Genomic DNA, 26,421 nt, shown 5'->3' on the forward strand with positions numbered 1-26,421 from the left:
ATTACACATGTTTTGCTACAATGTATGACTTGTCCCGTCAGAATATTCATCCAGAACATAAAAAAGTCCCGGCAGGACGCATCATGCGACCTGCCGGGACCGAGGATATCTTTAGGCTTTTACACCAAATAACTTTTTAATTTTCATAAAGACGCCCGTTCTTTCTTCTTCCAGGGATTGCAGCGGGACCGATTCACCTAAGATCCGCCTCGCAATATTCCGGTAAGAAATCGACGCTTTACTTGTTGAATCAAGTGCGATCGGTTCACCTTTATTGGATGATCTAATCACATTGTCATCATCGGCGACGATTCCAAGAAGGTCGATGGAAAGATGGGATGTGATTTCATCCACATCCAGCATTTCACCGTTTTTCATCATATGATTCCGGATACGATTGATCACCAATTTTGGAGGCTCGATGTTCTCCTTCTCCAAAAGACCGATGATCCGGTCAGCATCACGGACTGCCGATATTTCCGGAGTGGTCACGACAATCGCGCGATCTGCTCCTGCAACGGCGTTCTTATACCCCTGCTCAATTCCTGCAGGACAGTCGATAATGATATAATCATAGTCTTGCTTTAAGTCCAGTACCAGCTTTTTCATCTGTTCAGGATTGACAGCGGATTTATCACTCGTCTGAGCAGCAGGCAGTAAGAATAATTTGTCTTCGAAGCGTTTGTCTTTCACAAGGGCCTGATGGATTTTACATCTGCCCTCCACTACGTCAACTAAATCATAAATGATCCGGTTTTCAAGGCCCATCACCACGTCCAGATTCCTGAGGCCGATATCCGTATCAATCAGACAAACCTTTTTGCCTTGTAGAGCTAATGCTGTACCAACATTGGCAGAAGTAGTCGTCTTTCCCACTCCACCCTTACCTGAAGTAACAACTATGGCTTCACCCACATTAGCTTCCTCCTTTAAAACTAGTAATATTTGGTCTAAGATGCTTCAAAACTTGTAATCGATCGACAACGATCTGCCCACTTTCATCCACATACGCACATTCCATTTCGCGGTCATCCTCTTCCTCCACCCGATCAGGTGCACGGTTCAGGGAATCTGCGATCCGGAGCTGGGATGGGAGCATTTTCGAAGCCACGATGACCGACTCATGATTTCCATTGCAGCCGGCATGGGCAATCCCTTTTAATGAACCCAATATGTAAATATTCCCCCCGGCGAGGACCTTCCCCCCGGGATTGACGTCTCCTACTACGAGGATATCGCCGGACACTTCCACGACCTGTCCCGAACGGACGACCCCGGTGAGGGTTTCGATATTTCGTTCATCTATGAGTTTCTCTGCATCATTTTTCGTTATGACATTACTCCATACTTCGTTTACAACTAAATTGCGTTTTTGTCTTACGATCTCCTTCAACTCTTCCACTTGATCTTCTGCCAGGTACCGATTGCCTGTTTGAATATTGACCGTCAAAAGAGGCGTCCCTTCTGTTTCCCTGTATTGGGCGGAAAGCTTATCGTCCAGTTCCTTTTTCAATTCATGAAACGAGCATTGATCGTTGAGATGAAGAGTCAGTCCTTCTTTTGTTCCTTTTATCATCACATTTGGCTTCTTATTCATGTCGCAATTTTTCACCTCAGTCGTCTATAAATTCGACATAAGCAGTGTCATTTCCTCTTTATATGAAAAAATTACTAATTGAATTTATTCATCCAACCACTCTTTCCGTTTTTTCAGAAGGTAGTTTCTAAATGGAAATGCAAGAATGATATAAAACAGGACATTCAGGACCAATGTCGGCCATAAACGCCAGTCCACAAACTGCATGAACGTCAAATCTGTCCTCTTGATAATATGGTTGATCTCGTAAACCAAAAATTCTAAAACAGAAATATTCACTAGGGTGATGATCCCTAACACAAAGAGGTTATTATGTAACACCTTCATCATCTGATGTGACAGAAAAATGACAAATGGGAATAACACCAGGTAGATCCCGTTGATTTCAGTGTAATAAATATCAAATAGGAAGCCAAAGATGAACCCATAGAGGAGTGCGGTCCGGTATTGATAAAACGCACAAATAAAGAACAGCACAATAATCAGGAAATGAGGAACGATCATTTTCTGATCGAACCACTCTTCACTTGGAAAAAGATGGACAAACAGACTTTCGCTGTAGAAGAAAAGCAAGGTCATGAACGGAAGGAGGAGTCGGCTGATCATTGCTCTTCCTCCTCAACCGCGTCCTTTTCCGTCACACCCTGAATTTCACGATCGATGACCATGACATGCTCTAAATGATAGAAATCAGCAGCAGGCTTTACATATGCCGTTTGCGTCAAACCATACTGATCCGGCTTGACTTCCTTCACTTCACCGATGACCAATCCTTTAGGGAAAACGCCGCCAAGGCCTGAGGTCATGACTTTTGATCCTTTTTCGACCTTCATATCGTTGGAAATCCGTTTCACCAAAATTTCTTCTTTCTTATTGTCGTATCCTTCAATCCACCCGTTAATATCCTGCTCTTTACTTTGGATGACAGTGGAAATCCGGTTTTTTGTATTATTTGTCGAAATTAATTCGACCGTAGATGAAAATTCATTGACACTTTTAATCTTTCCGATCAATCCGGCTGAAGAGATGACGGCCATATCCGATTGGATCCCGTTCACTTCACCTTTATCGATGGTGATGAGCTCCTGCCACTGATCGGGATTTCTTGCAATGACGGTTGCCTGAACCGTTTTATAAGCGCGAAGGTTCTCCTTCTTATCAAGGACCGCCCGTAGCTCATCGTTATCCTGTTTCAGGTCCTTCACTTTTGTTTCAAGCTTGATTAACTCATCCAAACGCGTTTTCAGTTTTTCGTTCTCTGTATATGTATTTTGAAGATCTTGAACGTTATCAACAACTCCGGCTACATAATTGACAGGTTTTGAAACCAATGACTGTCCGAATCCTACCATGTCTTTCACAAACTGCTCAGGCCAGCTGATGCTATCCCGGTCCCGCAAAGAAAATCCGATTAATCCCACCAGGACAATGACACTGACGAGCAGAATGATCAAACGTTTATTCAGGAAGAATTGTGGCATGATGTACACCTCAACCTTTTCTCATTCTAGTAAATACTATATCAAAAATCGTTTATTTTTGATATCATTCGTCAAAATATTCATGGTTCTCCGAAAAAAGATGGGGCCGGCCTTAAGGCTGCCCTTGCATCCTTAAGGAAACGTCCCCCATTTGATCAATTATTATTTTCCTCTTGTTTTGAATAAGTGAATGTGGTCAAGGGCTTTACCTGTCCCGATTGCCACGCAATCCAGTGGTTCTTCGGCAATAAGTACCGGCATCTTCGTTTCATCGCTGATCACCTTGTCCAAGTTGCGAAGAAGCGCTCCTCCTCCGGTCAGTACAATCCCTCTGTCCATGATGTCTGCTGCAAGTTCCGGCGGTGTTTTTTCAAGCGTACTTTTTACGGCGTCCACAATCGTGTATACGGTATCATGAAGGGCGGATGCAATTTCCACTGCCGTTACTTCAATCGTTTTCGGCAATCCTGTGAGAAGGTCGCGTCCGCGGATCTCCATCGCTTCGATGCCTTCAGAATCCCCTGCAGAGCCCACTTCCATCTTGATGGTTTCCGCCGTACGGTCCCCGATCATCAGGTTGTATGTCTTACGGATATAATTGATGATCGCGTCATCCATTTCATCCCCGGCAACGCGGATCGACTGACTTGTCACGATTCCACCTAAAGAGATGATCGCCACTTCCGTCGTTCCTCCACCGATATCCACGACCATGCTTCCTGTTGGTTCCCATACAGGTAGATTTGCTCCGATCGCTGCTGCGAAAGGTTCTTCAATCGTGTAGGCATCCCGTGCCCCTGCTTGCCTTGTTGCATCGATGACCGCTCTTTCCTCAACCCCTGTAATGCCTGAAGGTACACAAATCATGACATAAGGCTTTCGTGAAAAAGCCCCCTTATTACGTGTCGCCTGCTTTATGTAATACTTCATCATCGTGGCGGTCGTTTCATAGTCAGCGATGACTCCATCTTTCATCGGGCGGAGCGCCACGACATTCCCCGGTGTACGGCCGATCATGTTCTTTGCGTCATTACCTACAGCAACGATCTGCTTATTATCTGTTTGAAGTGCCACAACAGAAGGTTCGCGAACGACAATCCCCTTGCCTTTCACGTACACCAATGTGTTAGCAGTTCCTAAATCAATCCCTAAATCTTTCGTTCCAAACATGAATGGTATCTCCCTTTCTGATACAAATTGGCTGGTTTTTATAAAGGTTTATGTGTTTTCATAGGAGAGTTGTCCAATCACTCTCTACCTCTTAATTTTCGTCACAATAATGCTTCGTTCATGCATAACGAAAAGACTCATTCCTTGTAGAATGACTCTCTTATTTCAGTAAGCCCGCGTTATATTGAATCACGATATTGTTTGTAAAAATCATAAGCTTTATTATATCGTAACCAGGAAAAAAATCATAGTGTCATAAATACCCTTTTTCCTTTAAACTGATAAACTTCTTCTCCCCTATTATAAGATGATCGAGTATATCAATACCAATGATCCGACCGCATTCCACCAATCTTTTTGTCACTTCTATGTCTTCCCTGCTCGGAGTCGGATCTCCCGATGGATGGTTATGGATGCAAATGATGGATGCGGCGGAGCGGCGAAAGGCTTCTTTAAACACTTCCCTGGGGTGTACGATGGAGGCGTTGAGGCTTCCGATAAAGATGGTTTGCTTGTGGAGAACTTGATTCTTAGTGTTGAGGTATAAGCAGACAAAATGCTCCTGGGCCAAAAACCTCATGTCATTCATGACATAGTTGGCCCCGTCTTCAGGGGAACGGATCGAGTATCTGTCATCAAAGGCGAGATTGCTGATGCGCCGGCCGAATTCCACCGCGGCCATGATCTGGACCGCCTTGGCAAGACCGATCCCTTTCGTTTTTGTGATCTCTTCCAGGGACGCATCTTTTAATAGATTCAATCCGTCGAATTCATTTAAGAGTCTGTTGGATAATTGAAGAACGGACTCGGATTTTGTTCCTGTCCGGAGTAAAATTGCGAGCAGCTCCTGGTTGGACAGACTTGCTGCTCCGCTTTGAATCATCCTTTCCCTCGGTCTCTCATCCTGGGGAAAATCCCTGATCATCAGCCGATTCTCTTCCTGCTTTTGCATTGTTTTTACCATGGGTTCCTCCTATTCTTACGTGAAGGAGTCATTCTGATTGAAGATAGCCCATTTCGAGTAAAACACGATTCACCCGGGAGATCGGGAGGCCGACGACGGAGAAATAATCGCCCTTGATTTCCTTGACGAATTTCGCGCCAATTCCCTGGATCCCGTATGATCCTGCTTTATCAAAAGGTTCTTCTGTTGCGATATAGTCATCAATCTCTTTAGAGGTTAACTCCCAAAACGTAACATCTGTTTTTTCATAAAAGAGTTTCTCTTCCTCACCATGGAGGATCGCAACACCTGTGTAAACCTCATGGGAAGAACCGGAAAGCATACTGAGCATCTCTTTCGCTTCTTCACTTGATCCCGGCTTTCCAAGGATCTTCCCATCCTTGGTGACGACTGTGTCTGAACCGATCACATAGTGAGTGGGGTGTTGATTCGATATTACCATTGCTTTTTTCCTTGCGAGATACATGACGACTTCATGGGGCAATAAATCAGAAGAAAAGGTTTCATCAACGCTTGAGCCCATAATGGAAAAAGAGAGTTGGATTTGTTGGAGAAGCTCTTTTCGTCGGGGGGATTGTGAAGCAAGTATGAGGTTGGACACACCATACCATTCCTTTCAGGGTAATTGGGAGATACAAGAATATACTACCAAATCCCATCATAGTAAACAAGTGAAAATAGAGCTGCCTCAGGACGCGTCAAGGGAAGAATCCCGCGTACCGAGGGAGCTCTTAAACCATTATTTCCTAGAAAATAGTCTAATTCAGTCGAAATTATAACCCGCTATACAGTTGAAGATAAGATAATAGCTCCCCTTGAACTTTTTGTGCTTCTTCAGGCGTTTTCATCGCTGCTGCGAGATTGCCTGCCTCCACCAGGGATTGCTTCATGGATGCGATGGACTCCTGACCGACCTTGATTCCTTCCAGTTCCTTTACTCCGGATTGAATCGCTTTGATTGTAGCTTCATCCGAAGCCCCCCCGGCCATTCCACTGCTGCTTACCCGGGCTATGTTGCTGAAGAGGGCATTCCCTTTTTCCAGGAACGTTTTTTCTTCTTTCGATGCATTGATACCCTTCGATCCAATCACAAAATCCTTGGCGTATACGTCCGCCCCTTGATCTTTCAGTGTTCCCCCAAGGGCCTTTGCCGTTTCCAAATCCCCGGAAACCCCCAGTACTAAATAGAATTGCCCGTCTTTCTCTACACTTGCACTAGAAAGGCCTTTTGATTTCAAACCATCCTTCATGGCTTTTAATGGTTCCTCGGTCGAATACACGCCACCCTGAACGATGGAGGTGGAGAAGTCCTTTAATTCCACGGCGGAAACGGCCTGTTGACCATCCGTCTCTGCCGTTGTGGTATCCTGCAGCGTAGCGGCAGGTTTAGACGGTCCATCCGTCGTCGTGATCACCTTAAGGGTCCCGAAACCAAGGACCGCCCCCACAACAATCGCCCCAATCAAAGACATGATCAGGTTGACCGAGTCCTGAAACGGGTTAATGAACGTTTTTTTCTTCTTCTTACTTCCAGACACATAATGGATTTTTTTATATTCCTGTGGAGGCTCGGCTTCTTCATCGGGAAGGATCCAATCAAAACCATCATCCTTCGCCTCTTCCCCGGCAGCTGTTTCCGACTCCCCCAACTTCCAATCGTACACAAGAAGATCTTCATCGAACTTCGTTTTTTCCCCATTGATTTTAATAGAAATCTTTTTGTCGTTTTTCCCACGATCGCCCATCATCGCCACCCTCCTTCATCTATTTTTTTCCATCCTATCACATCCCATAAAAAAAAGAACAAGACTTTTGTCGTCTTGTCCTAATAGGTTTTCGTCAAATTTTTTAGTTTTTCTTCAGGGATTGGATCGATAGGGTGGAAAACCGGATTTCTTCCCTCTCTCCACTATCATTTGTACAAAGATTGTACTCGTCCCCTATTAAACAAATGGATAAGACATTTTCACCATCTGCTAAAACATAAGATTCATCATCCGGTGGCATGACCGTCTTGGAATGGGGATCGAGGATCGGTTCGATGAGGTTCGCTTCGACCAATTCTTTATAGGTTACCTTATTGACTTGCCGCTCCTGAAGCATGGCGTCTTTTGCATAATACTCAGCAGAACTTTTCATGGTAAGGGCATTTGCGACAAATGCCTGCTGCTTGGATTTTTCAATGATCGTATTTATCGCCAAGACAGCGATGACGGCGATGATTCCGAGTATGACAATCACAGCCAGTAATTCGACAAGGGTGTATCCTCTTTCATTTTCAGTCATCATTCATCAGACCTTACATTAGTATCTTGTACTTCTGATTTTTGTTCAGGGAACTGCTGAAAAGGGTTTTTCTTGTTTGATGGTACAGGAGCATCAAGCTTTGGCAGCTCTTTTTCTAACTCTACTAAACCGGGCAAATAAAAGGCGGAAACGACGATATTCAATTGAATGTTGTCGACTTCATCTTGATATTGCTGTATTTCCGGTGGTCCGCTGAAAGAAATTTGTTCAACCTCTACGATGCGGTGCAGTTCTTCCAGTTTCTTGATGAACTCTTCTATTTCAAAATAGCTCTTTGCTTCAACAGACATGGTGGCTGTCAACTTTTGCAGGCCTTGCGGAAGGGCATTTGCCCGTGCTTCGGGACTGTCTGTCGGTTCACCGGCATTGGTTTCAACCGGCTCTTCAATGGACGTGCCGGTTGTTTCACCGGTTACAGGCAGCGCCACCGCTCCATCAGTAAATTCGATGTTTGTAATGAAACTGTCAGAGACGATTTCCGCCTTCTGCAGGTCTATAAGCAGCTGCTGCGTCAGGGGTTTCACCGGAACTTTTTGTTGAAGGGAACTCGAGTTTTCAAATGAATCCTGTTTGATGGAGCCAATTTTGGAGTCCAATGCTTTTATCAACTGGGTTTCCGTTCGGATTTCATTTTGTAGACTTTCTTTTTGATTCTTCACCGGTAAGTAGAAAAACCAAACACCACCAAAGATAAGAAATAATACTAGAATGGTGGATGTTCCAATCAGAAACCACTCTTTTTTATCGAATTGAACGTTCATTCCGAATCGCCTCCCTGCTCATCGGATTCTGCTTCGATCTTTTTGATATTATCTCTATTTAATATGACTTCATATTGACCGATGTACCTTGGCAATACGGGTTCTGCATTAACAGCTGATTGTTCATTCTCCATGACGGATTCAGTGGCAAGAGATGATAGTTTTACATCTTGAATGTACTTGGAATCTTTCAAATGAGTTAAATAATAGGCCGCTTCACTGCTTGTATCGAATTGAATCGAAAGTTGGATACTCCCATCTTCAGCATAAGTGAACTCCTTTAAGAACCCGCGTTCCGGAAGCAGTTCCACAAGGTGATCCAGTACCGGTACAGTATCAATGGGATAGCTTTCGACCCACCTCACTGCACCCTCCAATTGAACCCACGCATCAGAAGATTCAAAGTTAGAGATGCTCTGTTCTTTTTCTGCCCTCAGCTGTTTTGTACTCTGAAGTTCCGCCGTCAGGGCATCCACATCTTTTCCGATATTCCCGGCAAGGATAAATACTATGGTAAGAGCAAGGATCCCTACAGACAGAACACCGATCACCACATACAGCCACTGGCGGCTGCGTTTCTCATTTTGAGGTAATAAATTGATGTCGACGAGCACTTATATCACCTCTTTTAATCCTAAACCAACGGCGAGGAGAAACTCACTCGATAGTTCTTCATTGGTGTAGGCGTCCCGTGCTACAGAAGGCACTTTAATGATGTCAATCTCAAACCGGTCTGCCAAAAGGGTGTGGATTTCCCCAACCATGGGGTGGTCACCGGCTACGTATACTTTATTGATCATTGCTTCATCGTTTGTCAGTGTGTACCGGTAGAAGCTGATCACTTTGTCTATTTCTTTCATCACGTCATCAAATTGAAGGGAATGAAACTCTTCTTGATAACTTCGTTCATCCATCACTTCCCGTTCCTCCCTTAAACTGATCGGTCTGAAAAAGACTGGCTGATGATTATGAAAGATGGATACGGTGACATTGGACGGATTAAAATAGAGGAGCATTTCATGGTTTTCACGATGAGTCAGATCCAATGAATGGATGTAGCGGTAAAAGGCAAGGGGACTGATATCCGCTACTACAGGCTTTAAGTGGGCATCGGACAGCATCTTTTGATACTCCATGACAATGTCTTCCGGCGCTGCCACAAGGATGATTTCTTTCTTATCCCCTTTATTTCCCACCACCACTACATCAAAGACCGGGTTCTCAAAAGGGAGATGAATACTCGTCCCGATTTCAAGGAACAAGTGACTCTTCACCTCATCGTCCTCGATATCAGAAGAAATCGTCATTTTCCTGATGATCATCTGAGTATTGGGAACGATGAATTGCACTTCCCGCTTTTTTAGATTCCAGTCTTGGACACACTCTTCCAAAAAGGCTTGAAACGCTTCTTTTTCGATGATTTTCCCATCGGAAATCATCCCGTCTGCTATACGCTTCTCTCCAAAATGATGGATATGTAAAGGAGAAACAGATTTCAATTCGACAAACCGAATCCATTGATCACTGATGACGATATTGATTTTATTTTTATTCTTATTGAAGAGACGTGATAACATCGTGAATGACCCCTTTTAGCTATATAAAGAAAAATACCAATCCAGGATTGGCTGATGATAGAAATATGCCGCGAGAGTTCCCTGTACGATATATGGACCGAACGCGATGGGCTGTCCTTTTTTGAAAACACCGAGAATCAGGCCGCTAATACCGGCTATCGCCCCAAAAAGCGTTGCGAGGAAAAAGGAAAACAGCATCACCTTGACTCCCACGACAAAGCCGATGACAGCAAACAACTTGATATCGCCGCCTCCCATTCCGCCCTTGCTGATGATGGCAATCAGGAGGAGCAGGCAAAAGCCTGTGAGTGCGCCAGCTATGCTGTCCCACCAGGGGTTTAACGGGATGAAGATGCGTTCAATGATAAACAGGACCGAAAAAAACAACAGCACTTTATCGGGGATGACCATATATTTCAGGTCACTGACCGAAATGATCATGAACAGGGAAACAAGGGTTAGAGCGACAATCAGCTCAGGCTGAAAGCCAAACACTGTATAAGATAGTAAAAATAGTAGTCCAGTTGATAATTCCATTAACGGATAAAGAGGAGAAATGCGCCCTTTACACTGAGCGCATTTTCCTCCTTGAATGATATAGGATACTACCGGGATCAGTTCCCAGGCTGTGAGCGTATGCTGGCAGTACGGGCAGGCTGATCTTGGTTTGACGATTGATTTTTTGAGCGGTATCCGCAGGCCTACTACGTTGTAGAAGGAGCCTAGGAGGAGACCGTAGGCTGAAATTAGAATCTCCATACTAATTACCTGTTTTTACTCAGGATCTGCTTTGGCTTCTGCTGGTTTTAAATTAACGGCATCCCTCTTAATTTTGTCAGGATCGCCATTCAAGTGTTCACCACCATTTTTAGCTACTAATGTTACTGCATAAGTATAGTTTCCTGAAGTCCCATTCTTGGTAATTGTAACAACACTTTTAGTTTTATCATAACCAGCACTATCAGAAGGGTTATCAAACTCTTCAATATAACCATTTTTTATTAAATCATCCATGCTAACTTCCCCTGTTGTGCTAGCATCAGCTGTTACAGCCAATCTAGCCCCACTCACCATCTGCTGAGCATTCGCAATATGAGCATCCTTCTTCGAGTTATTAATCAACCCACCAATACTGGGGATCGCAATCGCCGCAATAATCCCTAAAATGACAACAACTGCAAGTAACTCGATAAGCGTCAATCCGCGCTCATTTTTCAATCTTTGACCGATTTTCTTTAACATGGTAATTCCTCCTGTTTAATGATCTTTTTGCAAAAACTAGTAATCTAGTACTAGTATACAACAATCAATCGACAAAAAAATCATATATTTTGTAAAATACTAGGTATTTTCTAATAGTTCTGAACACTGTTGAAGATTTCGAACATCGGAACTAGTATTGAAGTCACGATGGTTCCGACCAGCCCGGCAAGCATGACGATCATAAGGGGCTCGATCAATGATTTCAGACGGTCCGTTGCACTTTCCACTTCCTTTTCATAGAAGTCCGCAACCTTTGCAAGCATCGAATCCAGGGAACCTGTTTCTTCCCCTATGGCGATCATCTGGGTCACCAGTGGAGGGAAAGCCCAATGCCGTTTCATTGGGTCCGTCAGGGATGTCCCTTTCTCCAATGATCTCCGCGATTCGCCGATCACCCGTGCCACCACTTCGTTCTCCACCACTTTTTCCACTATGGACAATGCCTGCAAGATGGGGACAGAGCTTGAAAACAAGGAACTTAACGTTCTCGTCATTCTCGCGAGCACCGCTTTCTGCAGCATCTTCCCGAAAATCGGTAACCTGAGAATGGCGTAGTCGAGATAATATTTCGATCGCTTGTCTTTTCTTAATATGGACAGGGTGACCGCAATGAATACAAAGAACAAAATGATGAGGTACCAAAATTTCTGCATAAATTCACTTGATGCAATGACAAACTGGGTGATGGCAGGAAGTTCGCCACCGAAATCATTCAACATATTCACGAATGTCGGCACAACGGCCGCCAATAAGAAGATGACTACCCCAATGGCGATGACCCCGACCACCATCGGATAAGCGAGTGCCGATACGATTTTCTGTCTGGTGGTATGCTGCTTTTCATAATGAGTGGCGAGTCCTTCCAGCGTCTCATCCAGGCTCCCTGATGCTTCTCCTGCCTTCATCATATTGATCAGGAGCGGCTCAAAGATTTTCTTGTGCCGGGAAAAGGCTTCCGATAAAGGATTTCCGTCCCTGAGTTCATCCTCGATTTCCTTTAAGGCTTTGCCGAGTGCCTTGCTCTCTGTCTGCTCGGATAGAATATGTGTGGCATCAACGACCGTGACTCCGGCTTGAAGAAGGGTAGCAAACTGCCGCAGGAAGATGACAAGATGCTGTAATTTCACAGGATTACCTATCGTGATGTCTTTCGTCATGAGGGTTTCAGGCATCTCAAGGATGTCTATGACCCTTATTTCCTGCTTTTTCAATTGAATTAGTGCATCCTTCTTGGATGAAGCCGTGATGATTCCCGATTTCTTCCCTTTTTGGTCCCTGCCTGTGTACTTATAACGTGCCATCTATTGAGGAATCTCCTCTCTGCTGTAAGGAAACGCCATTTCCTTTGATATGATGCCACTTACATAAAGCTTCATCACACTGTCGCTCATGATGTGCATGCCTGAGTTTTTCGACGTCTGCATGACATTTTGAATTTGATGGACTTTTTCTGAACGAATCAGATTGGCGATTGCCGCATTATTCATCAGGAGCTCCGTCGCGGCCCTTCTCCCTTTTTTATCAACCGTGGCAAACAGCCTTTGGGAAAGAATTCCGACAAGGACCGATGCCAACTGCACTCGGATTTGCGACTGTTGCTCAGGAGGGAAGACATCTACAATCCGCTCGATGGTGGCAGGAGCACTGGATGTATGAAGGGTGGCGAGTACAAGGTGACCGGTTTCCGCTGCCGTGATGGCTGTATGGATGGTCTCCAGGTCCCGCATCTCCCCTACAAGAATGATATCCGGATCCTGCCTCAGAGCACTTCTCAGCCCTTTTGAAAATGATCTGGTATCAAACCCTACTTCCCGCTGATCAATGATGGACGCTCCATGTTTGTGCAGGTACTCGATTGGATCTTCGAGGGTGATGATATGCTTCCTCATTTTCCGGTTCATATAATCGACGATGGATGCGAGTGTGGTCGACTTTCCGCTCCCCGTGGGTCCTGTTACGAGGAAAAGTCCCTGTGGTTTTTCCGCAATGGTCTTCAATGCATGTGGAAGGAACAAGTCTTCCATTGTTGGGATGGAAGTCGGTATGACACGTATCGCCAACGATACACATGACCGCTGTTTAAATGCATTTATCCTGAACCTTGACACACCGGGTATTCCATAAGAAAAATCCAGCTCACCCATTTCTTCAAAAGAAGGATACATCGTCTCGGAAATGATGGCCTTCGCCATTAGTTCCGTATGGTCCGGCAGGAGATTCTCTTTACCGTATCTTTTCAAATCCCCATGAATGCGGAAGATGGGGGGCGACCCCACTGTCAGGTGGATATCGGACGCTCCCAGCTCGTAAGCAGACTTAAGGAGATAATCAACTTTTTCCTTCAATTCATTCACCTACTCTGATATTGCTACTCGTAATACTTCTTCGGTCGTGGTCAATCCCTGTTTTACTTTCAGCAAACCGTCATCAACGAGGAAGATGGTTTTATTTCGGACAGCATGCTCCCTGAGCTTCGAAAAAGGTTCATTGTTCAGGATGACCTTCTTCATTTCATCATTCATGACCAGGACTTCATGAATGGCAATCCGCCCTTTGTATCCAGTCATATTGCAGGAAGAGCAGCCTCTCCCCCTCGTGATCGTTTCGATCTTCATCCCTCTTTTGGCGAATATCTCCACTTCCCGCTTGGTAGCGGGCATTTCCTGCTTACAGTCCCGGCACACCTTCCTGATCAACCGTTGAGCCACCACTCCACTCAGTGAAGAAGCCACTAAAAACGGCTCGACTCCCATATCAAGTAGCCTCGTCACTGTACTTATGGAGTCATTGGTATGGATGGTGCTCAGGACGAGGTGGCCGGTCAAGGAAGCCCGGATGGACACTTCCACCGTTTCCCTATCACGAATTTCCCCGACCATGATGATGTTCGGGTCTTGACGTAAAATGGCCCGGAGTCCCTTCGAAAAGGTCAATCCGACATTTTGATTCACACCGATCTGGTTGATCCCTTCCAGCTGATACTCAACGGGATCTTCAATTGTAATGATGTTCACTTCTTCACTATTAAGGTGATTCAAAGCGGCATATAAAGTAGAAGACTTCCCTGAACCGGTTGGTCCTGTTATGAGGACAATCCCTGTCGGCTGCTGGATCATTTTCATGAACCTCTGCTGATTCACCTTGTTAAACCCCAGTTTTGCGAGGTCATTCAAGCTGGAACCTAAATCAAGGATCCTCAGGACAATTTTTTCCCCGTAAACCGTCGGTAAAGTCGACACACGCAGATCGATCGGATGAAAGTCGATATTCACCTTGATCCGTCCATCCTGAGGCACCCTGAATTCGGTGATGTCGAGGTTTGCCATGATTTTAAGGCGTGCAATCAACATGCTTTGCATATGCTTCGGAAGATTTCTTTCGGTTCTTAAGATACCGTCCACCCTGTAACGGATGGCCACTTTCGTTTCCTGGGGGTCGATATGTATGTCACTTGCTTTTTGTGTAACAGCATTCGAAAGAATCCCGTTCACTAAGCGAACGATGGGTGAATCGGAATCCACCACCGTATCTTCTTCCACATTATTTTGATTCCTATTCTCTTGAAAGAGATCTTCAAATCCATCTTCCAGGTCATAGAATTTATTGATGACCTTCAGGATATCATCCTTCGTCGCAATCGCTGTTTCAATCTGAAAGCCCGTAGCAAGACGGAGGTCTTCGATGGCATAAAAATCTAAAGGATCACTCATCGCGACAAATAGCTTGTCCCCTTCTTTTTTAAGAGGGATCATCAGGTTCCTTTTCGCGGACTCTTTGGGGATGAGATGGAATAAATTCGTTTCAAAGGGATACCGATATAAGCTGACATGTGGAATCCCCAATTGAAATTCCAACACTTCTATCAACTGCTGTTCCGTAATATATCCTCTTTGAAGCAGTGCATCACCTAACTTTTGCCCCTTGGCTTTATCTTTCAGGGTATCCTGCAACTGGGATTCAGATATGATCCCTGCATTTACCAGCAGGTCTCCCAGCCTTTTTCTAATGGTGGTCACCTTATCACCCGCTTTTAAGCCTTATTTAAAATCTTTTTTCTGCTGTTTTGATTTTTCGTCAGACGGTGTCTTTGAAGAATCTTGTTTGGAAGGGTCCCCACTTTCCTGCTCAGTAGAAGTTTTCGTATTAGCTTCTTCACTCTGGGAGGACGTACCTTCCACTTCAGTATCATTCGAATCATCCTGCGTTGTTACTTCCCCGTCTACCTCGTCCGCTCCATTCGACACATTATCAAATGTTTCACTCGGTGCTGCTTCCTGTACTTCCTGCAACGGATATACCTCAACTTTATTCTGAGGTGCGTAAAAATCTTCATTGATCAGTTCTTCTGAAAGGATTTCTCCTGAAGTGCTCAGTTTTTGTTTGTAGACCCGGATCAAGACCCCGTCTTTCCCTGCTTGCTGAACATCGACGCTCCCTTTTTCAACAAAAGGACTAAATTGCTTTATCACACGGGGAGGAAATGTTTCTTTTTCAGATAATCGGACATTATAAGAGTTTGGAAATGGAATTCCCTGGAGCTGAGCCTTGATTCTATTATTTTGAATGGCAAGCTTCAGCTCATAACCCGTTGAATTCGGATTCGTGATGACAAAGTCCTGATTATTCATCGGATTGAATTTCGCTTCAAAGCCCAGGGTCACATAATCCGGAAGCTCTTTACTTAGATTCCGTTCTATGATGGAAAAGTTGGAATGCAAAGTGATCTGATAGAGTAATGATGCAACCGGACTTAAGTCCGCCTGTGATTCAACTACAAACCCTTCCGTTTCCAGAAAGTCCGAAAAAGAAAACTGAGAATTGGGTGCAATGAGAATGGAGGGAAAGTTTTCTATGAAGCTCTTGATCGTCGGTGTGACTTTTAATTCATTGGATACAGCTTCAAATAAAATCTTTGTCGATGCATTTTTATCGATATAATCGTATACGTCAATGGTCTCGCCTTTGTTGAGATTTCCCGCCAAAGAAAGGATATACTCCTTTAAAGAAGCCGGGTTTATGTCACCAGAGCTGTAGTCAGGGAAATGATCTGATAGGAATGTATCCAACGCTTGATCATCCAAGGTAACCACTAGACTCGTATTTTCATTTTCATCTAGTTTTTCAATACTTTCTTCCAAATGGAATTGAAAGAGTGCTGAATCGATCCTTGCACTCTCCCCATTGAATTCAAGCATGATGTTTTGATTCCCTTGCCACTCCACTATTTTCCCTTCCAGTATCTTCGCGGCTTCTTCTTTGTTTGCTCCACCCAGATTAACAGATGCAAGAGCTGCATGTTTTGATAGATTGAGTGACTGAACGAAGAGCGATTCATAAGCATAAACGCCTAAATGAGAAGATCCATACAGAAAAAACGTAGAAAAGAATAAAACGGCCATCAACTTTACAAGCAGACCTTTTTTCACATCAGGCGCTCCTTCCTGCTAATTCCTACTTAATATTCATCGTTAAATCAACAAATACAGAAGGACCCGCTTCTTGAGCGGCTTTAATGTCAGATTCCGATAAAGAGGAACCTTTGGCAATCAACAAATCCCCTTCTAAATTATAAATATCTTCCGTCACACTTTTACCAGCCAATAATTCTGTCTGTTTCGATTTGATTGTTTCAAGACCATGCTGTTGAGGTAATGATTCGACCTCTTCTTCGAACACAGGTTCAGGATCGCTCAGTTGATCGAATGAATCTTTAAAATATTCCACAGCATCTTCGTTCACGATGAGGATATCTTTCCCGAAAGTGAGTACATGTTCTGTTGCAAGGAAATAAGTATTGTCCTTCGACTGTAACTCCAATGAAACGATGGCCCCTGTTTCATCATCCACATAAAACTCCTGGATATTACCGATCATCTGACCTTTACGGGTCATAACACGGGTATCATTGATCTTAATCTTCTTGTTCACGAGCTGATTTGCGATAGGAATTTCATTCAAGTCAATGACTGCATTCTCATTTTCCACTGTCACAGCATATTCCCCGATCCCAACTACCTTTTTAAAAGGGATCGCTTTCACACTCACCTGCCAATCTTCATGTTCAATGGTCAAGAAGTCGACTGAGCCTTTCTCCGGATTTATTACAAGGGATTTCACTCTCCCTATTTCACTTCCATCGTAAATACTGATAATCGGTAAAGCTTTCATTTCTGAACTTTTCTTCATGTCATCTCACCTGTTCCATCAATTTAGTTTCGTGCCATTTCCCACGCATATTCCTTTGTCTGATCCAAGTCCATTGTGATATAAGGGTACTCCCTGAATCTCTCTTGAATCCCTTTAATGAACATATCCAAATCTTCATATTGCTCTGTTGAAATGTAATGATCCATTAATATTCTTGCAAATGTATAGTAATCTTGATCGTGTAGACTTGGATGTAAATAATGCTTGATCATATTTTCCATCTGGTCAGTTGTTAACAGACTCTGGGAAAGTGTAATCTGTTCAATCATGGTCTTCATTACTTCTCTCATGATTCTGGTTCGCTTTGGAAGTTCGTCTATAGAGTCTGCACCAGCTAATAACTCTTCTTTCTCCTCGACCGTACCTTCAAGATCAGCGTCTTCCCCTGCAATTACAGGTTCCTCTAACTCTTCAGCAACTGATCCAGCACTCTCATCGATTATTTCAGCTATATCTTCCATGCATATCTCTGGTTCTTCCGCTTCTTCTACTGCTGTTTCATCCGGTTCATTGATCATACTTTCGATTTCACTCAAATCACCCTCAAACAACCCGATGTCTTCTTCAGTCGCATCCGGTACTTCATTCAATTCGTTTGCATTCTCGATAAACCATTCACTTTCGTCTTGCTGAACCTGTGTTGATTCTATTTCTGTATCAACTTGTCCGAGCAATATCTCATCATGTTCCAGTAAAGGCTCTATGTCCTCCAAGGTTGCCGTTGCTTCTTCACTATGCACCGTATCCTCTTCTTTAGAATCCCTTGGTTCCACTTCGTCTACGAGTTCTTCAACCGAAACCATTTCATCTTCATCTTTCACTTTAGAAGCTTCATTCGCCACTTCTATGTCATTATGTAAGTCAGCCTTAAATACACCTTGTTCATGAATCTCATGCCATTGTGAGTCATTCCCATCCGGATCAGGTCCTGCAGCCACTGCCAACAGACCGCCAAAACGTTGTTCCATCATAAAGGAAAGGATAGTCAGCAAAGCCAGTAACATCAGACCAATTGCCCACATCGGATATAGGGTTGATGCGACTAATCCCAAGAGCGTCAGACCAAACGATACGCCAGCAATCAATAGTTTCCCCTTATTGGAGATCCCGATTGGAATGAAATATAAAATAGGTAATAGTAGAATAAGTGCCAGTAATGAAAATAGGTAAATCATCTTACATTCAGCTCCTTCCTATGATATATTTCTTATAAATTAGACTTTTTTTAACAAGTTTCGACTACTAGATATTGTATAATAAAGTTAGGTAGATTGAAAGCAGGTGTTGGGTTGAAACACATAAAAATAGTAAAAAACAATAGAGGCTTCACATTAATAGAAATATTGGTTTCCATTACGATACTCGGAATCGTCTTGCTGAGCTTCATGAACTTCTTTCTTCAATCCAGTACATATACGAATGCTAATCAAAAGAAGACGGTAGGAGTCAATGTAGCCAGGAATGTTCTTATGTTCATGGAGAAACAGAACTTCCTCGAGGTCAGAAACTATTTTCATAATGTAAACACCGGGGACAAGTCCTCAGAAGCTGATTACCTCACATTACTCTTCTGTGATGAGAAATATAAATTATTCTCTAATTCCTCTACTGAATCTGAAATACATAATACCTGTCCCGAAAAGAAAAATATTACGATTAATGGATTAGAGTATGAAGCTGCCATCTTTTCCGAGGAAGTATCGACTCCTGAAGAAATGGATTACTATATTCCCATTACAGTCAAAGTGAGGTGGAATATAAATGATAGAGAATACAGCACGACGGTTGATGGGAAAATTAAAAGTGAAGATATTCGATAATAAAGGGATCACCTTGATTGAGTTATTGGTCACTCTTACTATATCGGCAATTCTTTTGCCAGTTACATACGGTGCCTTGATAACCGGATATAAAGTTTATGAAAAAGTGTCGATAGATGCCCAACTTCGGGAAGATGCGGATTATGTATCATCCATGGTAATGAAACATTTATATTCGTACCCTTTTGACAGCATTGAAGAATGTGCCCCTGATCAATCAAGCTGCATTAAATTCGTTAATGACTCCGAAAAAAATGTCTCTTCTTACTCGGGAAAATCTTTTTATGATGTGAAAAATGAAGACGTTTTACATGATGAACAGACGTTGGAACTGGTACACATTGACGGAAAAGAGCAATGGAGCTTTAACGGGGAGATACTCGCTACTCCATCCGACTTTTCAGGATCCACCATTACGACGAGTTGTACGTCAAATCCGTGCAAGGATGCGATGATTCAAATGACATACAAGGTGAGTCATCCAAAATTCAATAAAACACTTGAATTAGATAGCCGCTTCGGATTCTAGGAGGGAGGGAATAGCTTGTTAACAAATCAAAGAGGAAATGCGTTGCTGACTGTACTAATCACTTCCCTCGTCATGGTGACGATCGGCATGGCCATCATGAGTTCAACAATAGGAGGTGCAAAACGGACAGAAGTCAGGGAAACAGATATCGATATTACATATGAAGGCTTAAAAGCAGTCGAAGAGATCTCAGCTAAGCTCGTATTCCAATTGCAGCCCGCCAAGCAGTTGGAGATCAGTCAATTAACCCCTGTAAATATTAACTCAAAAGTGAGGGACTTCATCCAGACGGATATCATCCCAGCCTACCAATCTTCTGATACGATCAAATGTATTACGATTGTCGATGTCAGCGGAAATCAAGCCTCCAACCTGTTGGGGAATCATTGTGGGAAAGCCAATAACCTTCAATATCACACATTCGGCCTCGATTTTCTCGACACGAACCTTACAAGGGTATATGAGATTATCGTCAATACGAAAAATCCTGATTCGGAAGAAGGAAAGGTTGAAAAAATGGTCCGGAAGAGAGTCATTTTGTCTCCAATCCCAAGCTTCCTGAAATATACGTTAGGCTCCCGTGAACAGCTGCAGTTGAACGGTTCACCCCATCTGGTGGGAAATGTATATGCTAACTCACTCGGTATCAGTGAGGATGCCGAATATCAGTTGTCCAATTTCGAGGATAAAAGAGTGAGCGCTCCCTTTCCATCCATCATCGGTGATTTGTACACCAGTTATGACCAAGTCAATTATGCCCATATGAAATCCCTGGTGGACACCCGGCAATTTTACCCGCATATCCCAACACCGGACATAATGCAGGACAGCCAATTCACAGACATCTCCTTTGATCAAACATACGGGGAGGAAGTTGGGGAAGTGTTGAACTCTCTCGGTCTTTCACTTGATCAGGCTTTGACTAAAGTAAATCTAAGAAATACGATTACAACCAACTTTCTATCCAACAGTCCCCTTTTCTTTCCTCTGGAAAATGGACTATTAAGTGAAAATGTGCAGGGGACCGTAAAAGCGGATCAAAGTATCACCATAAAAGGGCTGCAAAATCCCGGGGTGAACCTGATTGTTCAAGGAGATGTGAATATTCTTGCTACTTCCACAATGGATATTGGAAATATCATCTCTACCGGAAATGTAACCATCTCGAACGGAAAAGAGAATATGTCGATCGGAAATATTGTCGCGGCTGGTAAGGTATCCATCGAAGCAAATGCACCAGTAAGATTGAAAGAGAATATCGTCAGCTTTGAAGATGTTTTGTTCCAGTCCCAAAACTCTACATCTTCTATTGATGGGAACATTTTTTCCGGCCGTAACCTAACGATACAAGGGGATGCAAATGATCCTGATGGTGAGAACGATGAAATTGAATTTGATTCTGTCATTTACTCAATAGGAAAAACAAGCATATCGAATTTGAACATAACCGGCAAACATAGTCCTGGGGATTCAAATCAAACCGGTCAATTGATTTTACTTTCAAAAGGAGAACTGTTGGTCACAAGGATGAATGAATTTCAATATTACACGGATGAAGAAGAAAAGAGAGAGGCTGATCTTTTGCCTGATGCATCAGAAAACATTAAACCTCTTCAGGCTTTTTTATACACCGACAGCAACGCAACACTATATGGCGTCGGCTCCCTCTTTTATGTGAATGGCGGCGTCTTTTCGAAAGGAAACCTGACAGTAAACGCCGTCCGCGGGGATGTCGACAGCATGGATGATATACAAAGGGATCTTTATTCGAACCAGGAAAAGAAATTATCACGATTCATCGTTCATTATAATAAAGATGTACTCCTATCCAAATTGGATGCTCTTCCCCGGGTGGACTCCCTCTCCCTCATTAGTGACGAAATAATAGTGGAGTAAAAAAGCGAAGCTATGACTGATCATAGCTTCGCTTTTTATTTTACCACCTGCCATCTATGCTACCCTCTTCTGTATCCGAATTTCCATCTTCTTCAGAAACAACCTCAAAAATCGCGATAGCTTTAATATCGGGGTCTTCATCGGATGTGACAGTGATCGTCGTCACACCTTTACTCTTCGGAACTATTTTCCACATATCATTTTCCCTTGTTATCTCGACTATGCCATTTCCTGTATCAGTGACAGTCTTAATATTTTTATTGGTCGCATCCGCAGGATTAAAGATCAAGTTAGAATGAATGTCGAAATCGTTCCCCTCTAGGAGCAGTGTATATTTCGATTTGGTAAAATCCATGCTTTCAAGGTTAACGAACCTGGACTTCACGATAACACGGATATTCTTTTTATACTTTCCATTTTTCGTTTCTACTTCAACAATATCCTCCCCTGGAGATAAACCGGTCATTCTATTGTCCTTGCTAGAATTGACTCTGGAATATTCAGAGTTAATCACCCCGTCATCACCTTCGATTACCTTGACATTATAATTATTATTCGGCTTCCCAAAAGGAAAGATATCAATATCGAATGACTTCGTTTCACCGACATATAATTCAATGACGGAAGGAACACGTATTAAGTCATCCCCTTCTATCGAAACGGTTTTCCCGATAATATAGTCCTCGATGGCAAATCCTCCGCTTGCTCTCACCTGGATTTCATTTTCCCCGAACATGTCGAGGGTTTTCATTTCCTGGAATTCGATGCCAGCCCATTCTTCTATCGGTTCATCCTCATTTAAAATTCGATATTGATACTTCACATCTTCTCCCGGAACCCCGGTAGATAGATAAAATTCAGCCTGATTCGATATGGTAGCCCCGTCTTCTAATACTTTCCTGGTAACGGCATCCTTTACCGTCAATTCAGGAATAAATGATAGGACAGAGGTTGATCCATCTTTATACGTGATCGTTAATTTAGTGGAATCAGCAGTTAATTCCTTTACGGCTTTATTCGGGTACCTGTTATTAGCGGCCGGCTCAAGAACAGCGACAGTTGCTTCTCCCTGTTCTAAGACTCTTACTTTTTTAATAGTCCCGTTAGAAAAGCCATCATAAGCATATTCTTTTTGATCATAGTACTTCCTCGTTCTTACTTTTGCACTCAGTTCACTTTGATCAGGATTCAAATTACTGACCACTTTCGTACCATATCTCGAATCAATGTAAGAAACCTTCGGCTGAGGCATTTTTACATTATTGATGGCCCATAAAGCCTTTATCTTCATGCTGGCAGAAAGAGAGGATTGAGAAAACGATCCATTCTCAAAATTAACCCTTTGGGTCAATCTCATGACAGCCGTTCGTTGACCATCCACATTTTCAACTGAAATCCCATTGCCGGCTTCCACTTCTACCCCTTCAGGTAAGGGCTGGTAAATGGTGATACCGCTCAAATTCCCCTTGGCATTTGGATTGACCAGGCCACCGAATTCCAGCTGATACACTCCTGAAAATGAATTTGTATCTTTTCCCTGCTCAATAATTAAATTGAACAATTCTTGATTGATTTTATTCAGTTCAAGCTTTCCTGTAACGGATGCAGGTGCATCATCCTTCACCTGGATCGTCACCGATTTATTAACAGTATTTCTCCAGGCAGATTCTTCTGCTGTTTTGTATCGTATTTTTACATTATTAAATGTGTACGTACCTTTTGCCGTAAATTCCGCAGGTAACGATAGAGTAATAGGCGACGGTGCTCCCTGACCAGCTTCATAAACAGTGGAAAACGGTAAGTACACCGTATTATTGACCACTTTATACTGATTGCGGTCAACTGTTACATTTGCCGGCAATGGCACCACGACTTCCCCATCCAATTTAACGGAATTTATCTTATTCGCAAGCTTTTCAAATGCACCCGCAACACTCCCCTCACCTGCTTTGATGAAGCTGCCGGAAGTTTGTGCAGCCAGCATTTGAAGGTAGCGGTCGTCAAGGTCACCTTCCCCGTATCCAAGGGTGTGCATGGTGATTTTGGAGTTGTATAATTCTTTGGAAACTTCAAGCCCTTTTTGTTTAATCAGTGCCTGCATCTGCTGACTGTTCGTTTCCAACTCCCCTGGATTGTACCACCCGAAATTAAAAGAGGTACCGTCCATTGAAAAAGAGGAAGGAATGTACAATGATTTCAACTTACTATTATCCGGTGAATATATTTTATGCAGCCATCTGTTGTAATTATATCTATTTTGAAAATCGTATATCACTTGTTGATCACTCTCGACAATATCTGTTTCACCACAAAAAAACCAAAATGACCTGGTACATTCTTCTTTTTTCACTTTTTCAACGGCCGTTGCAATCATCGGCTGTCCATCGGTCAGGAAGACAATATACTTTTCATTGTTGGAATCTCTCAGCATGTTTTTTGCAGCACGCAGAGGATCTGTATAATTTGTGCCTCCATAAGCGTTGGTATGTAACATAGACGTTTTAATAGAATCGAGGTCATTGCTTAATGGAAGGATGGTTTCAATCTCGGAAGAAAAGGTGATGAGAGAAAAGCGGTCGTTTGGTTGTTTGTTTTTCTCAAAGAATTGGACGGCACTGGTCAGTCCGTCTTTTGCATTTTGCAATTTATCCCTCGTGCTACTCATCGAGCCAGATTTATCAAAGATAAAGACGACATCGATTGGAGGACGCTTTGCCTCCTTCACTTCCCCTGCAGGAATTATATTGAAGTCTATAGATGCTTTTGCATTCCCATCTGCCGGCTTCACGATCACCTCTTGTGACGGTGTTACATTAAAATCTACATGTAAATTTGAATTTCCTTCAGCATATGTTAGGGTCGAATTCACTAGCAGTGTAAGAAACAGGATGAATAGTAATGGAATTTTTGGCTGTATTCTCATAATATCCCTCTTTTGGTTATCCTATAATGCATTTATTATATCAATCTTCAAACTTTTTTAATAGGACTTAATACTCAGTCAATGATATTTTCAATAAAAAAGGATGTCCATGAGTACGATAGACATCCTTTTCCTTATTTCACATACTGCGCCACCCGGTTCCTCCCCGCCTGCTTCGCTCCCGTATACAGGGCACGGTCGGCATGACGGATGAGGGCCATCGTATCGTCTGCATCCTGGGGTGCGGTGGATACGCCGATGCTCGCCGTGACCCTTACCATCATCTGTTTGTTGGATTCGTCCAGGCTGTCATGGAGCGTGAACGGCTGATTGGCAATCGCTCCCCTGACATATTCTGCGATGCGGAGTGCCTCTTTCCGTTCGGTGTCCGGAAGGAGGATCACAAACTCCTCCCCGCCGTATCTTGCCACGGTTCCTTTCGTAGATATCAGTGCCCGGAGGCGTTCGGCGAGCTGTATGAGGATTTCGTTACCGCTCTGGTGACCGTAGTTATCATTGATCACTTTGAAGTGGTCAAGATCGAGCATGATGAGGGACAGGTTCTTTCTCTTTCCTGCCTCGAGATGGTTATATTCCATGGAAAGCAGGTCCTCGAAGTAGCGGTAATTGTAGAGACCTGTAAGAGCGCATCGTTCACTGTTCTGTTTCGTCCGTTCATGGTGCCTTGCATTGGCAATGGCAATGCCGAAATAGGAGCATAGGATATCAACGATCATCAATTGGAATTTCTCATACGCTTTCTTCTTGGAGGAAGCGAGCAGGAGAATCCCTCTCACCTTCTGGCTTCTGACGATGGGCACGCATAACACGCTTTCCACATCCTCGGGCATATAGCCCTCGGCGATGTCGGTCCATTCCGACCGGGAAGTATACAGGACGGACTTCCCTGTTTCCCAAACCACGCCGCTGATTCCCTGATTTTTCTTGAGGGGTCGGAGATTATTCGATTTCATTTCCCCATTTTCAAAACGTCTGAGCAGCACCAGCCCGTCCTCATGGCAGTCGAGGATATACGCATATTCGACAGGGAGGGTCTCGATGATCTTCTCGATGAAAATATCCAGGACTTCTTTGACCTTGAGACTCTCTGTTAACTGATGCCCGATTTCCCCTGCTTTTTGGAGGTATTCATTGATATTCTCGGATGAATTATAGAGCTTTAAGATGATGGAGAGACTGACGAACGGGACTCCAATCAGCAACGAGGCAAACGCCCCCAGTTCAAATGTCAAATAATAGAGTGAGAGAGAAAGAGGGAACATAATCATATTGGCGGTAAAATCCCATACAAAATCCTTACTGTAAAAACGCACATCATTGTTAGCCACATAATGATGATAGAGAAGGAGGAGGATCTGATTGATCATAATGGATACAATCTGGTAACAAAGGATCGGTAAAATCAGCTGACTGAGTTCCCTTTCGGCTATTTCCCCACCGACCATAAAATAGATCAATCCGCTGATGCATGAAACCAAAAAGAACATCAATGAATTCAATGGGATCCTGTGCCAGTCGTTCTTCGTCACCCGGAGCCTTATCAGTAAGGGGATGATCGAGAACTGCATCAGTACGATCTCAATAAACAGACCATACTTGATGAAACCGACGAGTGTCACCCACTGGATGAAGAAGATGGTCGCCCCGTTGATCACGATGGGCATTAGGGGGATAAACGTGGCAAATGCCACTAATGTAATAAACTCTAGCTCATAACCCGCAATATTTTCAGGGGGATAGTATTGATATGTGAAATACAAACCTGCCGGTACAACCGCAAGCCATGCCAGCAATATGTACAGCTTTTTCTTCAATGGTAACGTCATATCTATCCCCCATCGGTTTTCAATGAATTTAATATAGTCTGATCATACTATACTAGTTAAATAGTCACAAGTTTAAGAA

At 43.4% G+C, this 26,421-nt stretch carries 25 protein-coding genes; 3 read left to right on the top strand and 22 right to left on the bottom strand.

All coding sequences use genetic code 11. The features are described from left to right. Positions 1–111: 111 nt before the first annotated feature. The 20 genes from minD to AM506_RS03540 all read right to left on the bottom strand — a co-directional run bounded on the left by minD (position 112) and on the right by AM506_RS03540 (position 18,502). Positions 112–915, bottom strand: coding sequence for a septum site-determining protein MinD (gene minD, locus AM506_RS03440; RefSeq protein WP_060670857.1), 804 nt, complete (start codon positions 913–915; stop codon positions 112–114). Position 916: 1 nt separating this feature from the next. After that, positions 917–1,597, bottom strand: coding sequence for a septum site-determining protein MinC (gene minC / locus AM506_RS03445; protein WP_060670859.1), 681 nt, complete (start codon positions 1,595–1,597; stop codon positions 917–919). Between the two features lie 84 nt (positions 1,598–1,681). Then, positions 1,682–2,203: a rod shape-determining protein MreD gene (gene mreD, locus AM506_RS03450; protein WP_060670861.1), complete on the bottom strand. Its 522-nt coding sequence runs from the start codon at positions 2,201–2,203 to the stop codon at positions 1,682–1,684. After that, on the bottom strand, positions 2,200–3,078 hold the full coding sequence (gene mreC, locus AM506_RS03455; protein WP_060670863.1) for a rod shape-determining protein MreC: 879 nt from the start codon (positions 3,076–3,078) through the stop codon (positions 2,200–2,202). The genes mreD and mreC overlap by 4 nt, the downstream gene beginning before the upstream one ends. A 162-nt stretch (positions 3,079–3,240) precedes the next feature. Next, positions 3,241–4,248 (bottom strand): rod shape-determining protein, encoded by a 1,008-nt coding sequence (locus AM506_RS03460; RefSeq protein WP_060670864.1) that lies wholly within the window; start codon positions 4,246–4,248, stop codon positions 3,241–3,243. 253 nt (positions 4,249–4,501) lie between these two features. Next, positions 4,502–5,212 (bottom strand): RadC family protein, encoded by a 711-nt coding sequence (gene radC / locus AM506_RS03465; protein WP_327205514.1) that lies wholly within the window; start codon positions 5,210–5,212, stop codon positions 4,502–4,504. A gap of 28 nt (positions 5,213–5,240) precedes the next feature. Beyond that, positions 5,241–5,813, bottom strand: coding sequence for a Maf family protein (locus tag AM506_RS03470; protein WP_060670865.1), 573 nt, complete (start codon positions 5,811–5,813; stop codon positions 5,241–5,243). Positions 5,814–5,985: 172 nt separating this feature from the next. Further along, positions 5,986–6,960, bottom strand: coding sequence for an SPOR domain-containing protein (locus tag AM506_RS03480; RefSeq protein ID WP_060670869.1), 975 nt, complete (start codon positions 6,958–6,960; stop codon positions 5,986–5,988). 100 nt (positions 6,961–7,060) lie between these two features. Then, entirely contained in the window at positions 7,061–7,498 is a 438-nt protein-coding gene (locus tag AM506_RS03485; protein ID WP_160316842.1) for a type II secretion system protein, read from the bottom strand. After that, positions 7,498–8,280: a hypothetical protein gene (locus AM506_RS03490; RefSeq protein WP_060670872.1), complete on the bottom strand. Its 783-nt coding sequence runs from the start codon at positions 8,278–8,280 to the stop codon at positions 7,498–7,500. The genes AM506_RS03485 and AM506_RS03490 overlap by 1 nt, the downstream gene beginning before the upstream one ends. Then, positions 8,277–8,894 carry a PilN domain-containing protein gene (locus tag AM506_RS03495; protein ID WP_060670874.1) on the bottom strand — a complete coding sequence of 206 codons (618 nt, stop codon included), beginning with the start codon at positions 8,892–8,894 and terminating at the stop codon, positions 8,277–8,279. The genes AM506_RS03490 and AM506_RS03495 overlap by 4 nt, the downstream gene beginning before the upstream one ends. After that, positions 8,895–9,857 (bottom strand): type IV pilus biogenesis protein PilM, encoded by a 963-nt coding sequence (pilM, locus tag AM506_RS03500; RefSeq protein WP_060670876.1) that lies wholly within the window; start codon positions 9,855–9,857, stop codon positions 8,895–8,897. 15 nt (positions 9,858–9,872) lie between these two features. Then, the gene (locus AM506_RS03505) at positions 9,873–10,616 is read right to left on the bottom strand and encodes a prepilin peptidase (protein ID WP_060670878.1); all 744 of its coding nucleotides are present in this window, start codon (positions 10,614–10,616) and stop codon (positions 9,873–9,875) included. Between the two features lie 15 nt (positions 10,617–10,631). Then, a complete protein-coding gene (locus AM506_RS03510; RefSeq protein ID WP_060670880.1) occupies positions 10,632–11,099 on the bottom strand; it encodes a type II secretion system protein in 468 nt (155 codons plus the stop codon). 110 nt (positions 11,100–11,209) lie between these two features. Then, positions 11,210–12,421, bottom strand: coding sequence for a type II secretion system F family protein (locus AM506_RS03515; RefSeq protein WP_060670882.1), 1,212 nt, complete (start codon positions 12,419–12,421; stop codon positions 11,210–11,212). Further along, positions 12,422–13,465 carry a type IV pilus twitching motility protein PilT gene (locus tag AM506_RS03520; RefSeq protein ID WP_060670884.1) on the bottom strand — a complete coding sequence of 348 codons (1,044 nt, stop codon included), beginning with the start codon at positions 13,463–13,465 and terminating at the stop codon, positions 12,422–12,424. It abuts the gene before it with no gap. Positions 13,466–13,474: 9 nt separating this feature from the next. Further along, on the bottom strand, positions 13,475–15,136 hold the full coding sequence (locus AM506_RS03525) for a GspE/PulE family protein (RefSeq protein WP_060670885.1): 1,662 nt from the start codon (positions 15,134–15,136) through the stop codon (positions 13,475–13,477). Between the two features lie 21 nt (positions 15,137–15,157). Then, positions 15,158–16,546 (bottom strand): G5 domain-containing protein, encoded by a 1,389-nt coding sequence (locus tag AM506_RS03530; RefSeq protein WP_060670887.1) that lies wholly within the window; start codon positions 16,544–16,546, stop codon positions 15,158–15,160. A 25-nt stretch (positions 16,547–16,571) separates the two neighbouring features. Continuing rightward, positions 16,572–17,306 (bottom strand): PRC-barrel domain-containing protein, encoded by a 735-nt coding sequence (locus AM506_RS03535; RefSeq protein WP_060670889.1) that lies wholly within the window; start codon positions 17,304–17,306, stop codon positions 16,572–16,574. Positions 17,307–17,329: 23 nt separating this feature from the next. Further along, positions 17,330–18,502, bottom strand: coding sequence for a hypothetical protein (locus AM506_RS03540; RefSeq protein WP_060670891.1), 1,173 nt, complete (start codon positions 18,500–18,502; stop codon positions 17,330–17,332). 114 nt (positions 18,503–18,616) lie between these two features. Here AM506_RS03540 and AM506_RS03545 point away from each other — a divergent pair, with 114 nt between their 5' ends. From AM506_RS03545 to AM506_RS03555, 3 genes are read left to right on the top strand one after another with little or no spacing between them, the layout of a single operon-like run. Then, complete coding sequence (locus tag AM506_RS03545) at positions 18,617–19,147, top strand: type II secretion system protein (protein WP_160316843.1); 531 nt, start codon at positions 18,617–18,619, stop codon at positions 19,145–19,147. Next, the gene (locus AM506_RS03550; protein ID WP_082386220.1) at positions 19,089–19,676 is read left to right on the top strand and encodes a PilW family protein; all 588 of its coding nucleotides are present in this window, start codon (positions 19,089–19,091) and stop codon (positions 19,674–19,676) included. Before AM506_RS03545 ends, AM506_RS03550 begins: the two co-directional genes overlap by 59 nt. Before the next feature lie 15 nt (positions 19,677–19,691). After that, on the top strand, positions 19,692–21,572 hold the full coding sequence (locus AM506_RS03555; protein WP_060670897.1) for a hypothetical protein: 1,881 nt from the start codon (positions 19,692–19,694) through the stop codon (positions 21,570–21,572). 40 nt (positions 21,573–21,612) lie between these two features. On the opposite strand, the gene AM506_RS03560 is transcribed toward AM506_RS03555, so the two are convergent. Both AM506_RS03560 and AM506_RS03565 read right to left on the bottom strand, forming a co-directional pair. Next, positions 21,613–24,495: a vWA domain-containing protein gene (locus AM506_RS03560; protein ID WP_060670899.1), complete on the bottom strand. Its 2,883-nt coding sequence runs from the start codon at positions 24,493–24,495 to the stop codon at positions 21,613–21,615. Between the two features lie 134 nt (positions 24,496–24,629). Continuing rightward, complete coding sequence (locus tag AM506_RS03565; protein WP_082386221.1) at positions 24,630–26,342, bottom strand: sensor domain-containing diguanylate cyclase; 1,713 nt, start codon at positions 26,340–26,342, stop codon at positions 24,630–24,632. Positions 26,343–26,421: the final 79 nt, after the last annotated feature.

It is taken from the genome of Rossellomorea vietnamensis (genome assembly GCF_001305855.1).
Classification (GTDB): domain Bacteria; phylum Bacillota; class Bacilli; order Bacillales; family Bacillaceae_B; genus Rossellomorea; species Rossellomorea vietnamensis_A.